Source organism: Streptomyces guryensis (assembly GCF_021261325.1).
GTDB lineage: Bacteria > Actinomycetota > Actinomycetes > Streptomycetales > Streptomycetaceae > Streptomyces > Streptomyces guryensis.
This window is the reverse complement of record NZ_JAJSBI010000021.1, coordinates 96840-110808: the sequence shown is the minus strand read 5'-3', so window position 1 is coordinate 110808 and position 13969 is coordinate 96840. Positions and strand designations below refer to the sequence as shown.

Here is a 13969-nt window from a genome sequence, read left to right as displayed (position 1 = left end):
CCGCACGAGCACGAACCACGAGCACGAACAAGGGAGAGCCCTGTGAACCCCGTGGCCGACGCGCCACTCTTCCGCGACCCGATACACGACGGCGCCGCCGACCCGGTGGCCATCTGGAACCGCCAGGCCGGCGAATGGTGGCTCGTCTACACCAACCGCCGCACCACCGCCCCCGGCCCAGGCGTCTCCTGGGTCTACGGCACCGACCTGGGCGTGGCCGCATCGTCGGACAGCGGCCGCACCTGGACCTACCGGGGCACCCTGACCGGCCTGGAGACCGAATGGGGCCGCAACACCTTCTGGGCCCCGGAGATCATCTGGCACGACGGCCTGTACCACATGTACGTCAGCTACATCCGAGGCATACGCGACGACTGGAACGGCGCCGCTTTCATCCGCCACTACACCAGCCCCGACCTGATCGACTGGACCCACCACGGTGCCCTGGACCTCGGCTCCGACGGGGTCATCGACGCGTGCGTGTTCCCGCTGCCGGGCGGCGGCTGGCGGATGTGGTTCAAGGACGGCCGCCGTGGCTCGCTCACCTTCGCCGCCGACAGTCCCGACCTGTACCGGTGGCGGCCGACAGGCCTGGTGGTCGGCCACCGCCCGCACGAGGGCCCCAACGTCTTCGCACTCGGCGGCTATTACTGGATGCTCGTCGACGAGTGGCGAGGCCAGGGTGTGCTGCGGTCGGACGACCTGACCACCTGGGAACACCGGGGACTGATCCTCGACAAGCCCGGCAGCCGTCCCGACGACGGGACCATCGGCCTCCACGCCGACGTGGTCGTGCAGGGCGAGACGGCATACGTCTTCTACTTCACCCACCCGGGTCGCGTCGCCCCTGTCACCGACGACGACGGCACCTACGCCACCCGCCGCTCCTCCCTCCAGGTCGCCGCCGCACGGGTCGTCGACGGCAGCCTGTACTGCGACCGCGACGAACCCGTGCGGCTCGATCTGTCCGCTACTTGCTGACCGGCGGAGCTCCGTTGGTCAGTTGAGGGTCCACTTCTGGTTGGTCTGCCCGTTGCAGGTCCAAAGGATCAGCTTGGTGCCGTTGGCGGTCGCCGCCTCCGAGGCGTCCAGGCAGAGTCCGGACAGGTTGTTGGTGACGGTGCCGTCGGAGTGGACGGTCCACTTCTGGTTGGTGCCGCCGGTGCAGTCCCAGATGATGACCTTGGTGCCGTTGGCGGTGCCGCTGTTGTCGGCGTCCAGGCACTTGTTGCCGTAGACGACGAGTTCGTCGCGTGTGGTGTGGGTGAAGGTCTGGTTCTGACCGCCCGCGCAGTCCCACAACTCTGCCTGGGTGGCGTCGGTGATGGTGTTCTTGGCGAGGTCCACGCAGCGGTTGGAGGCCGCGCCGACGAGGGCGGTGCCGTCGGTGCCGGGGATGTTCTGGACGCGGATGGCGTCGATGTCGGGCGCCGTGCTGCCGGAGACGGCCGCGAAGCGCACCGTGTTCGTGCCCTTGGCGAGGTGGGCGAGTACGGACACGGTCCGGTAGGTCGAGGACGCGCCGGTCGGCGGGAAGGAGACCACGTACGTGTACTGGCCGCCCACCTGGATGGTCGCCTTGCGGGCCGTGCTGCCGCCGTTGGCGTAGGTGACGTCGATCAGCTTGGTGCCGGCCGAGGTCGCGGTGACGCCGGTGAAGGCGGGCGTGGTGGCCGTGGTGGTGTCCTCGTACGTCGCCCCGGATGCCTCGGTGCCGGAGACGGTGAGCAGGACGGCGTCGTTGGCGGGGACGGTGGTGGTGTAACTCGTGCTGAACGAGCCGGCGTTGGTGGCGCTCCACACGTTGCGTACGGAGGCGGCGGCCGAGGTGAGGCCCAGGTCGGCCCAGCGGACCGTCATGGACGCGTCGGAGCCGGTGCGGTTGAGCAGCAGCACCGCGCGCTTGCCCGTGCCGGCGAGGACCTTGCCGTACACCTGCAGGTTGCGGGTGTCCTCGGCGACCTTGACGCCCTGCAGTCCGCGCGGATCCTGGTCGATGGCGATCAGCTCACGGTTGGTGAGGATGTCGCGGGTGGTGGTGCTCATCGTGGCCAGGTTGTTGCCGGCCAGCAGCGGGGCGCCCAGGATCGACCACAGGCCCATGTGCAGCCGGTTCTGGGCGGCGGTCAGGCCGCTCATGCCGGTCATCATCATGTCGGGGTCGTTGTAGTAGCCGGTGTGCTGGGCGGCCGGGTGCAGGGCCCGGTCGAAGTTGGTGAGCATCATCGCCGTCGTGGGGGTCTGGCCCCACAGAATGACATCGGTGCTGGTGCGCCACAGGTCGCCGTAACCGGTGGCCCAGTTCCACGGCAGTCCGCTGCCCCACTCGCAGAAGGACAGCACGAGCCTGTGGCCGGTGACGGCGGTGGCGGCCTCGTCGGCGGCGGCGATGGCCTTGTACGTGGTCTCCTGGTCGAGGCCCTCCACCCGGCCGCCGCACCAGTCGATCTTGACGTAGTCGAAGCCCCAACGCTGGAAGGTCTCCAGGTCCTGTTGGTAGTGGCCCTCCATCCCGGTGCCCGGGGCGGCGGCGCGGGTGGTGGGGTAGTAGTAGCCGCAGCCGTTCTTGCCGGCGTCGGTGTAGATGCCGGCCTTGAGGCCCTTGCTGTGGATGTAGTCGGCGACGGCCTTCATCCCGTCCGGCCACAGGCCGGCGTCGACTGCGATGCTGCCGTCGGCATTGCGGTCGCCCTGCCACCAGCCGTCGTCGAGGTTGACGTACTGGTATCCGGCCGCCGCCATACCCGAGGAGACCAGCGCGTCCGTCTGCTGCTTGATGACGCCGGAGTCGATGCTGCTGGCGAAGCTGTTCCAGGACGCCCAGCCCATCGGCGGCGGGGTGACGTCCGCCTGCGTGGTGCTGACCGCGGCCGGCTCGGCGTGCAGCGACGCCGACGACTCGCGGTCGGCCATGGCCGTCAGACCGGCCAGCCCGAGGGCAAGGGCGAGGACGCGCACGGTGACGCGTCCGGCCCAGCCACGTGCGAAGGTGCGCGACATGGGGGTGCCTTCCATGGTCAGTAACCGACCCGGAAGGTCGCGTCCTGCCGGTCCGTCGTCGTGGAGATCGGGTCGATGCGCAGCACGTAGTTGGAGTGCCGGATGTAACGGGTCGGGTAGTTGTACGACCGGAACGACGCCCAGCTCGCGTCCGCGAGGCCCGGCGTGCGGTAGAAGGTCGCGTCGGCGGCGAACGTCGACGTGCCGTCGTTGACGTCCAGTTGGAGCGCGTAGCTGTAGTGCCGCAGGTAACGGGTCGGGTAGTTGACCGACCGGAAGGAGACCCCTGAGCTGTCGGCGAGCCCGGGGACCAGGGTCCACAGGGAGTCCTTGTACGGCTCGATCGGGTACGTATCGATCCGGCCTACATAGTCGGAGTGGCGGACGTAACGGGCTGGGAAGTTGTACGACTTGAGCCGGTTCCAGGCCGGGGTTCCCCACTTCGCGAGCAGGTTGTTGTACTCGGTCGTGGTGATCGTCGTGATGCCGCAGTGCTTGGAGTTGACCGGCTGGGTGTAGGTCCTCTGGTCGAGGGCCGTCCAGGTCCCGGAGGCGAGACTTCCGGTCTGCCAGGCGTAGAAGACGCCGTTGGGCGTGTAGGTGTCGCCCCAGAGCCACCAGGTGCCGGAGTTCAAGGATTTGACCAGCGTCGGGGCCTCCGTGCCGCCGTGCGCCACGCCGGGGCTGAACTCGGTGAAGCTGCCCGGGTTCAGGGAGGTGGACCGGGCGCCCCTCAGCGTCTGGTTCCCCTTGAAGTAGAGATAGTTGTAACCGTCGACGCCCACGGCCATGTCACCGTCGATGACGTCGTAGCCCGGGTCGAAGAGCACCTGCGGCGCGGAGGCCGTGACGAAGTCGCTGGTGTAGTTGACCATGATGACGTTGTGGCCGCTGCTGTTGACGGCGGAGTAGATCACCGCGTACTGGCCCCGGCCCGCGTCCCAGAACGCCTCGGGCGCCCAGCTGTGGGTGTTCATGTCGTGCAGCTTCATCCGCCGGTAACCGGTGAACATGCGCAGGTCGGGGGAGTCCCAGACATGGATGTACTGACTGACATAGGTCCAGTCGGTGCCCTTGAGGTCCGTGGCGAGCACCACGAACGTGCCGTCCTGCTTGCGCAGGATGAAGGGGTCACGCAGGCCGAGGTCGCCCGCGGTGGGGGTGACCACCGGGTTGTTCTGGTTGAGCGGCGTCCACTCGAGCGCGTCGGGGCTGACGGCCAGGTGCAGGCCGTAGTCGGTGCCGTCGCCGAGGTTCGTCGACTCGGTGAAGTAGCACATCACGTACGCCGAGTCGGCGGCGTAGGCGGTCCCGGCACCGAGGGCCAGTGCGCCGGACATGGCCAGGGGGGTGGCGGCGGCCATGCCGAGGAAGTGGCGGCGGGAGGTGGTCATGCGTGCTCCAAGGGGGTGTGCGGCCCTTAAGTTCAGCAAGCGCTGATCGATATACCGAACATAGTTCGGCGAATCGGTCAGAAGTTAGGGCGTGGCCATGCGCGCGTCAATCACCTGGAACACCATTGGTGCAATCCGTGCGCACGGGCCACGCCCGTCGGTCGGCTCAGCGCTGGGTGTAGATGAAGCCGATCTTGTCGACCTCGTCGCCGCTGCGTCCGTGGAATCCGGCGATCTGCCAGCCGGATGGCGCGGTGCGGGTCACGCAGTCGGAGGTGGTGGTGCCGCCGGCCAGGGTGTGGCCGAGGTTCGTCGTGAACTTGGCGTAGAAAATGCGCGTGTGGTCGCTGTACGTGCCCTGGCAGAGCTGCGCGGTCGTCACGTACTCGCCGCTGCCCAGGGTCAGGGAGGACGCGGTGCCGCCCGTTCCGCCGTGGGCGAGGGTGGTGCCGTTCGCCGGGGTCAGGCCCATCTGGTCGACCCGGGAGCCGGAGCGCAGGGCGATGGTGGTGGCGCGAGCGCCGTCCGGGACGCTGTCGATGTCGTTGTAGTAGTCGCCGTGCGGTCCGCCGAACTGGTCGCTGAGCTGGTAAGCGGCGTTGCGCGACCAGGAGAAGCCGACCGTGATCGGGTCGTGGTCGGAGAGCATCTTCCCGTCGTCGGTGAGGAACTTGGCGTGCTCGTTGTTGTAGGACGTCGCGTCGAGCGAGACGAGCTTGCTGCTGCGGTAGAGGACCTTGTCGACGACCTCGCAGGTGTTGGGCACGGTCGCCCCGGACTGGTCGCAGACCAGCGCGGCGCTGCCCTTGGCCGGCGGGGTGCCGCCCCGGATCAGCTGCACCCACGCGTCGGTGAGCCCGTTGGCCGCGCCGAACTCGGCGATGGTGTCGGCGGTGCGGGTGTAGCGGGTGTTGGTGTCGCCCATGACCACGACGGCGTTTCCGGCCGAGTGGGTCTTGATGAAGGCGGTGAGCTGGCTCAGGTTGTCGGCGCGGGAGGCCTCGTCGCCGTCGTTGGTGCCGGCGTTGGTGTGCAGGTTGTAGAAGTCGACGTAGACGCCCTCGGCGAGGCGCTCGTGCATGAAGGTGAAGCCCTTGGGGGTCAGGCAGTCGCCCGAGTCGACCTGGCAGGAGTTCCAGTGGACGCGCTCGAAGTCGTCCTCGTCGTAGGGGATCTTCGACAGGGTGTTGAGCCCGCTGCCCACGCCCGCGCCGCCGCTGGTGGGGGTGCGGTAGGCGTGCGCGGTGTCGGCGGCGTAGAGGTAGGAGTGGTAGTTGAAGTCCTCCTCGACATGGACGATGTCGTACGGCGCTATCCGCTGGCCGATCGTGGTGGTGCTGGACTCGCGGGGCGTCGGCGCGCTGTTGAGGCTCGCGGGCAGGCCGGCCACGTTGTAGCTGAGGACGCTGAAGCTGCCCGAGTCGGCCGCCGCCGCGGGGGACGCGGCCGCGGTGAGCCCGCCGAGGGCGGCGGTTGCCGCCGCCAGGCAGACCTCGCCATTGAGGATTCATGGCAACTGTGCTGCTACGTGCGGGAAGTGGGCGCACGTTCCGTTTCGGCAGCCTCAAGCGTCCATCGCTGTCTGTCCGACGCGTCACGGTCCGCCACGACCACCTCCGTGGACCTGCCGCCCCGGCCCGGCGCCAGAGCGAGGTCCTGGCGGCCGCGGAGCAGGAGTTCCCCACGCGCCGTGATGGTGTACGACACTTCGCCGGAGTGCACGACGCACAGCGCGAGCTGGACATTCCGGGTCCGGGGATCTGCGGTCAGGCAGAAGGAGGGGTCGGCGTCGCTGCGCAGCAGACCGTCGAACTCGTATGACCATCGCTCGGATTCGGTCGACGAGCATGCTGTCAGGTGGATGCCCGCGCCGACCGTGAGTCGGCCGTCGACGGCCAGGCATCGTCCGGTGGCGAGGCTGCGCAGCCTGCTCTGGGGTTGGGTGCCGGGTTCGCCCGGTGAGGTGGAAGGCTCGGGTGCGGTGCCAGGTGGCGCGGTGGGGCTGGAGGAACTGTTGGCGGGAATACCCCAGGTGGGGGTGACCGGGCCGGGCTGACCGCTGTCGTCGGACCAGTTGCGGGCGGCCAGGACGGCCACCAGTAGTGCGAGCGAGGTGAGAGCCACGGCGGCGGCTGCGTGATGCCTCTTCTCGGAAGCGGTGCGGTGCCGGCCGCCTGCGGTCGGACCTGTCGTCTCCCGTTCCGGTGTGGGTGCCCATTCCTCGGGGCTGCTCCAGCCAGGGCGCGTAGCCAGATAGCGGCGGCCTCCCCAGCCGAGGACCGCATCAACGAGCAGGAGGCCCAACCCACCTTTGAAATGCTCGAGTTGGTCCGCGGCGGCCCGGCAGTAAGGGCACCGCGCCAGATGCTGCTGGACATCCGGGAGCAGCCGGCCGCCCCGCTGAATGGGAACGTCGATAAGACGGTTGTAGAAGCGGCACTCCGCGGACGGCGCGAATTGCCTGTGGGCGCGCACCAAGCCCACCCTGAATTGTTCGCGGGCCCGTTCCACGGCGGCTCGCGCCGTAACCGTTTCCATGCCGAGCAGGCCGGCGGGTATCTCTATGGGTTCCGCCTCGACTTCGGTGTGCCACAGAAGGGACTGGGCGAAACCGGACAGTGTCACGAAGGCGTGTTCGGCGAGTTTCCGGTTCGCCGGTGCTTCTGCTTTGGTCGCGTACAGACCGCGGCCTCCGGTGGGTTTGCGCAGTTCTGGTAGGGCTGTGCATATTCTGTCGTCGGCGGCCCAATTGCGGATGGTCTCGCGAACTGCCACGAGCAGTAGTGGGCGCAGGGCTGCGCTGGGCGTACTGCTCGCGAGCCGGTCCAGTGTGCGCTGAAATGCGCTGGTGGCCACGTAATGGGCGGTGGGGGTCGCCGACGCCAGGCAGAGGAGCGCGTAGTCGCGGGCGGCAAGCCAGTGGCGGGCCAGCAACAGGGCTGTCGCATGGTGCCGTTCGTCCTCCTCGCCGCCCAGCTGGGCGGCGAGGTCCGGATCAGCCTCACCGAGAGGCAGTCCGGGACAGGGCGGGTACGGCGGGCGTGGGGGGTGAGGGACCTGCACGGAATCCTTTCCTTTCCAATTGCAGGACGGCATGCAAAATTACGTTCCGTCGGAAAGCAGTGAGTGATTGGTGCATACCTTAAGGATCGCCTTTTCGCCCGGTCATGGCCCTGGCGGTCCTAAGGGAGGCTCACTTTCGCATACGCGTGTTACGCGAGACAAGTGATTCGCCTGACAATTTTCAAGGCTTCCTGAAAGATGTGGTGTTACCGGCGGTAGTCGTACCTGCATTCGAAGATTCGCTTTGAATGTGGAGGTGAATCGCCCTGAAAGTGAAGTGGAAAGTGCTTGAAAGCTTCGGTTGCTGGCCGGCTGTGTCGGACTACGACGTCATTTGTCCCCGGTCCACTTCTTCTTGCGGTCAGCTTCTTTCAGTGGCCCGGCGGCTGCCGGGCCATGTCCGAACCGAACTCAGGGCTTCGGATATGCGGCGCGCACTCGCGCGAGTTCCCCGGTGGCGACGGGCAGGGCCGATCCATGCCAGGCGTGCGGAAAGGCGGCAGTCGCTCGTCGGCATCCGGTCGGGCGCGGCAAGGGTGTCAGTGTAGAAGGAGGGGGGCCGCGTCCGGCGTCCTCGTCCATGAACACCCACCAGCCGTGGCCTGAGTTGTCTTGGAAGACGGTCGGTTACTCGACCCGGTTGGTGCCGACGCCGGTGCGCACGCAGTCGTCAACCAGCTGCCAGTTGCGCGGGTGCCGTGCCGGGGGCGTCGGCTGCGGCCAGATCGCGGGAGCGTTCCAGCACGATGTCGTGCGTAGGAGCCGACGGCCTTGTCGTCGGTGGTGACGCGGTAGTACCAGTCGCCGTCCTTGACCACGGCGGAGTCGATGACGCCGCCGCCCGGGTCGTTCCCGACCTTCGGTTCGCTGAAGGTGCGGAAGTCGCGGGTGGTGACGTATTTCATGCGCGGGTAGGTGGTGCCGGTGTGCTGGGTGTCGTCGGCCGCGTAGAGATTGGAGGCCCGATAGGCGACGTAAGCACCGAGCGTCGGGTCCCAGGTGGCCTCGGGCGCCCAGGGCGGGCCGGCCCGGTTGCCGGAGACCTTCACATGGCGCTGTTCGAGCCAGTGCACCAGGTCGGTGGACTCTCACACCTCCAGGTAAGCACTGCCGAAGCGCATGTCGTAGCCTCAGCTCTTGCCGCCGTTGATCTTCAGGCCGGTGGCGACGAGGTAGAACTTGACGACCTCAGGGAAACGGACGGCGAACGGGTCGCGTACGCCCTTCTCGCCGAGAGCTGAGGCGAGCACCGGCTGGTTGCCGTTCACGTCGGACCTGGTAGTGATCGAGTCGGACGGTGGCGGTCAGGGTGACATGGGCCGGGGGCGTGGGCGGGGCGGTTGACCTCGCCGGTCGCGGTGATGGTCCAGGGCTGTCGGACGTCCACCTCACGGTCGCGTCGTGCAGGGAAGAGGTGGGGAGGGTGAGGTAGCCGCGTACGTCGTCGGCGTCCCACACGGTCAACGCGCTGGCAGCCTCGGCGAGTTCGGGTCCAAGGGTCGACGGCCGCGTGGCCTGCGCAGGCAGTGCGGCGCAGGCCATCGCAACGACGGTGAGCGGAATCAGCAGGTGTCGGTGCAGACGCCGCGGCGGGAGGTGACGAGCGGGCAGGAAAGGCATGAGCGGCTCGTCCTTTTCGCCTCAGGAGGGAGTTGTCCTTCACTGCGTGCCGTGCGATATGTCGGCAGCACCGTCAAAACCCATGCTCCTGAGGTACGTTGGAGAGTTACTTCCCGTAGCCGGTGATCTGAGCGATCCACTTGATGAAGTCGTCTGGGTCCTCGTTGGCGCCGTGACCGCCGTCCCAGTACATGAGCGCGTTGACGTTGTCGCCGAGGTTCTTCAGGCTCGCGGCGAGGTTGCCGACGACCGTGAGCGAAGTGGCGGTGTCGCTGGTGCCGACGCGGATCCACCAGTTCTTCGAGCGGGCTGCGTTCTTCTGCCCGATGAAGTGCATCGGGTTCATCAGCGTGATCTTCTCGGGGAGGTCGCCGTCCAGCCGCGCACCGGACTTCCCGGTCGCGTGACGCAGGCTGTAGAGCGTGAAGTGCCGGGCGTTGGTGGTCTCGTTGCCGAATTCGATGTTCTCGGCGGCCGAGGTGTTGAAGGCGTCGAACGCCGGCACACTCTTGCTCCGCCCGACGTGCGTGACGAAGTCGTCGAATTCGAAGGTCGCCTTGCCGCCGGACCAGGTGATCCAGGACTGTTCCTTCAGATAGGCGGTGCGCTTGGTATCGGACAGGGCCTTCAAGTATTTCGTGGCGGCGGGCTCCAGGTACGTCTTCAGCAGGTAGGCGTCGTAGTTGCGGGCCGTTAGGGTGCCGAAACCGTTCTCGCCCTTGAGGTTGAGGGATGCCTGGTACTCGGCGAACTGGGACCGGAGCGCCTTGGAGACGGTCTGGTCGACGGTCTTGCCGCTCAGTTCCGCGCCGCCGTACATCCACTCGTAGGCCATGTCGGCGTGGTCGAGATCGGTGATCGGGCACCAGTCGGCGCTCGCGAAGATCGCGTCACTGGCGTCGGCCGCGCCGATCTCCTTGAGTTGCGTGTCGTAGAGAGGGCTGTCGCCGGAGGCGCCGAGCAGTGCGGACATGGCACCACCGGCGCTCGTACCGGAGGAGACGATCCAGTCCGTGTTGCCCGGGATGCGTCCCTTGTTGTAGCGGATGTAGCGCACCGCGGCCTTCAAGTCGACGATGACGGCCGGCGCCTTGCCGTAGTACTTGCCGTTCTTCTCGTTGTCGCGGCCCCGAGCGCCGGGCTGGACGATGACACAGCCGGCCGCGAGGGCGAGGTCGCCGTTGCTGACCATCTGACCGCCGCCCGTCATGCCGGCGCCGGGCTGTGTGCCGCCGCTCGGGGCGCCGCCAGCCGTCGCGCCACTGGGCATCGCAGCGGCCCCGCCGCTCGGCGCGGCCCCGCCGGGCATGCCGCCTCCGCCACCCGGGGCACCGCTGGGGGCGGCACCGCCGCCCCCGCCGCTGCCGCCGGTCACGGACGAGGACATGTATCCGGCGATGGCGTTGTCCAGGAGGATCGGGGCGCCGGAGGCGTCGATCTCCTTGTCCCCGATCTTCACAGGCACCATGACGTTGAGGCTCTGGTACTTCTCGTCCACGGGCTTGGTTACATACGTGATCGCCTCCCAGAGGCGGTAGGTGACCTTCTTCTCGCCGTCCGCCGTGGAAACGGTCTTGGTCTTGGTCTTGTAGGCGTCCTTGTCGAACGTGAGCGAGACGCTCTTGCGGCTCGAGTCGCCGTCGTTCGAACAACCGGAGAGCATCGGGAGCGCCGAGGCCGCGGCCGCGGCGAGCGTCGCGGTCTTGAGTACCGTCCTGCGCTTCACTGATCTGCCTCTTTCGTACCGTGGGGGTGGGCAGCCGTGAACGTAGACGTTGGGCAACATAATCGTCAACAATTTCGCTGACCTTCATGGGGTATGCATAGCCGACTCGAGGGAAACCCTCAGGAACGACGCGACAACAAGCGCGCCGCGTTTCTGATCAGGCTCTGATCCAGCTGTGATGCCGCTTTGCGTCGCTCCGTTTCCTGGTGCGCAGCGGTGGGGTCCGACCCATCGCTCTCCTCTACCGGGACCCACCGTCCCAGACCTCCAGGGCACAGCAGCGAGAGAGGCGTGACCAGCAGAATCAAGCGCTGGGTGACGGTCGGCGCGGCCGTCGTCACGGCGACCGCCTGCGTGGTGGCCACCGCCCCGCGGCCGACGCCAACCCGTCGTCCGGTGTCAACATCCGCGGCAAGGAGTCCTTCAACACCGACGTCCTGATGTCCACGCTGTGCAGCGACATGAGCGGCGCCGACAAGTCCTTCGTCCTCAGCATCAACACCGGTGAGCTCGTGGACTCGGCGAAGGCGCACGGCAAGGCGCCTTACTGCCACGTCGCCGCTGGCGCGTCCCGCAGCGTGCACTCCGACCTGCCCTACGGCGAGCACTGGGCGCTCGTGAACGGCTGGGAGGTCGTGGTCGGCAACTGCGAGTTCCCGCACTCGTACACCTGGACCTGGCTCGGCAAGGAGCGCCGCCCGGCTGGCGGCGCTGTATCGACGCCCGCCCGCACATGCGGACCGTCCGGATCAACCCGGTGTTCCACGTCCATTACTACAACTGGAGCGACGGGACAGCCGGAGGTCGGCACGACGGTCCACAGCTGGCGCGGACGTGGCTACGACCGCATCTGGTCCTTCGGCCACTACGTCGACACCTATGCGGACGTCGTCAATCCTGACGGGCCCCCGCCATCAGGTAGCCGCCGCCGTGCACGGTCCTGAAAGCGACTGGTCACGGTCGCCCAGCTTGTGCCGCAGGTAGTAGACGTAGGTCTCCACCACGCCGGACTCGCCGTGGAACTCCGACTGTCACACCCGGTCGAGGATCTGCCCCTTGGAGAGGACCCGGCCCGCGTTGTCCATCAGAAAACTGAGGAGATCGAACTCCCGGCGTGAGAGCGCGACCTGGGTTCCGTCCCGCCACACCTCGCGGGTCGCCGGATCAAGCGCCACGCCCCTGATGCGCAGCAGCCGGCAGTCGAGGGCGCGTCCGCGCCGCAGCAGCACATGGACCCGGGCGACCACCTCCTCCAGCGCGAAGGGCTTGGTGACGTAGTCGTCGGCGCCCATCATCAGCCCGCGCACCTTGGTCTCGGTCCGGTCCTGGGCAGTGAGGAAGAGAAGGGGCGCGTCGACGTCGGCGCCGCGCAGGGCGCGGTAGGTCTCGAAGCCGTCGCCGTCCGGCAGGATCACGTCGAGGACGACGAGGTCGGGGCGTACGGCGACGCCGACTGGGTCGCCCTCCTCGCCGCGACCGGCCGCGTACACGTCGAAGCCGAGCTCACGCAGCCTCGTCAGCAGCGGTCACGTACCGCTGTCGGCGTCCACGACGAGCACGCGGGGCGGTCTGGAGGAACTGTGCGCCTTCACGTCGTGGAAGACCTCATTCCGCGAGGTGGGGTGCACGTTGCGCGGGGGAACAAGGTGTGACAACTCCATGACAGGACATGAGGGCGGGTGGAGGCGACGACGTGCGGAGCTCTCGGCGGTGGTCACATCGTGGCGCGCAGATGGCTCACGGTGACGAAGTGGTAGCCGCGAGCGCTGAGGGTGCGCAGGATCTCCGGGAGCGCAGCGACCGAGGTGGGGTGGATGTCGTGCATGAGGACGACGTCGTTGCGCTTCACCTTGCCGATGACGGACTGGGCGACCTTCGTGGCATCGGGGTACTTCCAGTCCTCGGTGTCCAGGGTCCACAGCACCGGGGAAAGGGTGGTGGCACCGCGTACGGCGCTGTTGACGGCGCCGTAGGGCGGCCGGAAGAGGGTGGGGGCCCTGCCCGTGGCAGCCTTGATCGCGGCGCTGGTGCGGTTCAGCTGGTAGGCGACCTGCTCGGAGCTGAGCTTGGTGAGGTCGGGATGGTTCCAGGAGTGGTTGCCCACCTCGTTGCCGGCCCGTGCCTCGGCACGCACCAGGTCCGGGTGGGCGACCACGTTCTGGCCGACCGTGAAGAAGGTGGCCCGCGCGTTGTACTGCGCAAGGTACGTCAGCAGGGTCGCGGTCTCCGGGGCGGCGGGACCGTCGTCGAAGGTCAGGGCGATGCAGCGGACCCGCTTGCAGTCGGTTTCGTCGTCGCCGGATGCCGTATGGGCCGGCGCGGCGGCCGCCGGCGTGCTCGTCGCCCCGAGGTCGAGAGAGCGGGACGGCTGGACGGTCTGGTGCTGTGCGCGCCTGCCGAACGCCGACAGCCAGGGGGTGACCGTCGCCTTGGGGAGGGTCACGAGATACGAGCCGGCGGCGGGGGCGCCGACAGCGCCCTGGTCGAAGGCCACCCGCAGCCCGCCGTCCGGGGTGAAGGCCATGTCGTCGAGGATGGCCGTGAGGTCGGACCGGTCGGCGAACGCCTCATCCACCGTGTCCGCATCCGTGCCCTCCCGCCCCTTGAGCTGGTTCTTCAGGGCGGTGACGAAGGCGTCCCTGGAACCGTCCGCGACGAGTGCGAGTGCGGTGCGGTACGCGCCGACCTTCCCGTCGTACCAATATGTGCCACTGGACAGTCCGCTCCCTGCGGCGGCACCGTCCAGGGTGGTGAGCCGCACGCCGAGGACGTCCCCCGAGGCGACCAGGAACTGGTGGCTGATGTTTAGTTCGCGATGGTCGTCGCCCTGACACGCGGAGCGGAAGGTCTCCAGGCGCTCCTCCACGTACTTCTTCATCGCGTCGGTCATCGTGCTCGCGCCGGGGACGTCCGGGTAGCTGGTGGCCCACGCGCAGGAGGCGCTCTCGCTGTTGTCGGTGACGAGCTGCAGGCCCTTGATCTTCGAGGGGTCCACCGACCTCACCGAGGAGACGGTGGAGGACGAGCCGGGCCGTGCTCCGGCGGTCGTCGAACTCGCCGTCCCGGAGGATCCGGACGAGCATGCCGACGTCGCGCAGAGCGAGCCGAGCAGGAGGAGAGAGGGGACGACAAGATGTGCGCGCATGAGGACCAGAACCTGGGATCG

General features: G+C 67.9%; 10 protein-coding genes and 1 pseudogene. 2 read left to right on the top strand and 9 right to left on the bottom strand.

What is annotated here, in order from left to right; genetic code table 11:
- The first annotated feature begins 42 nt into the window (after positions 1-42).
- A complete protein-coding gene (locus LJ657_RS33495; protein ID WP_232652652.1) occupies positions 43-981 on the top strand; it encodes a family 43 glycosylhydrolase in 939 nt (312 codons plus the stop codon).
- 18 nt (positions 982-999) lie between these two features.
- Here the strand turns inward: LJ657_RS33495 and LJ657_RS33490 are convergent, their stop codons facing one another.
- From LJ657_RS33490 to LJ657_RS33460, 7 genes and pseudogenes are all read right to left on the bottom strand, one after another.
- Positions 1000-3000, bottom strand: a complete 2001-nt coding sequence (locus LJ657_RS33490; protein WP_232652651.1) for an RICIN domain-containing protein — start codon at positions 2998-3000, stop codon at positions 1000-1002.
- Positions 3001-3017: 17 nt separating this feature from the next.
- Positions 3018-4394, bottom strand: a complete 1377-nt coding sequence (locus LJ657_RS33485; protein ID WP_232652650.1) for a glycoside hydrolase family 43 protein — start codon at positions 4392-4394, stop codon at positions 3018-3020.
- Between the two features lie 166 nt (positions 4395-4560).
- Positions 4561-5901: a jacalin-like lectin gene (locus tag LJ657_RS33480; RefSeq protein ID WP_232652719.1), complete on the bottom strand. Its 1341-nt coding sequence runs from the start codon at positions 5899-5901 to the stop codon at positions 4561-4563.
- 17 nt (positions 5902-5918) lie between these two features.
- Positions 5919-7457, bottom strand: coding sequence for an RICIN domain-containing protein (locus tag LJ657_RS33475; protein WP_232652649.1), 1539 nt, complete (start codon positions 7455-7457; stop codon positions 5919-5921).
- 539 nt (positions 7458-7996) lie between these two features.
- Positions 7997-8725 (bottom strand): annotated as a pseudogene (locus LJ657_RS33470) (glycoside hydrolase family 43 protein).
- On the bottom strand, positions 8646-8999 hold the full coding sequence (locus LJ657_RS49120; protein ID WP_505016524.1) for an immunoglobulin-like domain-containing protein: 354 nt from the start codon (positions 8997-8999) through the stop codon (positions 8646-8648). Before LJ657_RS49120 ends, LJ657_RS33470 begins: the two are co-directional and overlap by 80 nt.
- A 184-nt stretch (positions 9000-9183) precedes the next feature.
- Entirely contained in the window at positions 9184-10803 is a 1620-nt protein-coding gene (locus LJ657_RS33460) for a subtype B tannase (RefSeq protein ID WP_308117100.1), read from the bottom strand.
- A 206-nt stretch (positions 10804-11009) separates the two neighbouring features.
- On the opposite strand from LJ657_RS33460, the gene LJ657_RS33455 reads away from it, so the two are divergent.
- Positions 11010-11747 carry a hypothetical protein gene (locus LJ657_RS33455; protein ID WP_232652646.1) on the top strand — a complete coding sequence of 246 codons (738 nt, stop codon included), beginning with the start codon at positions 11010-11012 and terminating at the stop codon, positions 11745-11747.
- 87 nt (positions 11748-11834) lie between these two features.
- On the opposite strand, the gene LJ657_RS33450 is transcribed toward LJ657_RS33455, so the two are convergent.
- Together LJ657_RS33450 and LJ657_RS33445 are read right to left on the bottom strand one after the other, a co-directional pair.
- A complete protein-coding gene (locus LJ657_RS33450) occupies positions 11835-12293 on the bottom strand; it encodes a response regulator transcription factor (RefSeq protein ID WP_232652645.1) in 459 nt (152 codons plus the stop codon).
- 224 nt (positions 12294-12517) lie between these two features.
- Positions 12518-13948: a polysaccharide deacetylase family protein gene (locus LJ657_RS33445; RefSeq protein ID WP_232652644.1), complete on the bottom strand. Its 1431-nt coding sequence runs from the start codon at positions 13946-13948 to the stop codon at positions 12518-12520.
- Positions 13949-13969: the final 21 nt, after the last annotated feature.

What these genes read in the sequence shown, in the direction of transcription:
- LJ657_RS33490 (WP_232652651.1), bottom strand. Translation starts at nt 3,000, where the DNA reads ATGTCGCGCACCTTCGCACGTGGCTGGGCCGGACGCGTCACCGTGCGC.
- LJ657_RS33485 (WP_232652650.1), bottom strand. Translation starts at nt 4,394, where the DNA reads ATGACCACCTCCCGCCGCCACTTCCTCGGCATGGCCGCCGCCACCCCC.
- LJ657_RS49120 (WP_505016524.1), bottom strand. Translation starts at nt 8,999, where the DNA reads ATGGCCTGCGCCGCACTGCCTGCGCAGGCCACGCGGCCGTCGACCCTT.
- LJ657_RS33445 (WP_232652644.1), bottom strand. Translation starts at nt 13,948, where the DNA reads ATGCGCGCACATCTTGTCGTCCCCTCTCTCCTCCTGCTCGGCTCGCTC.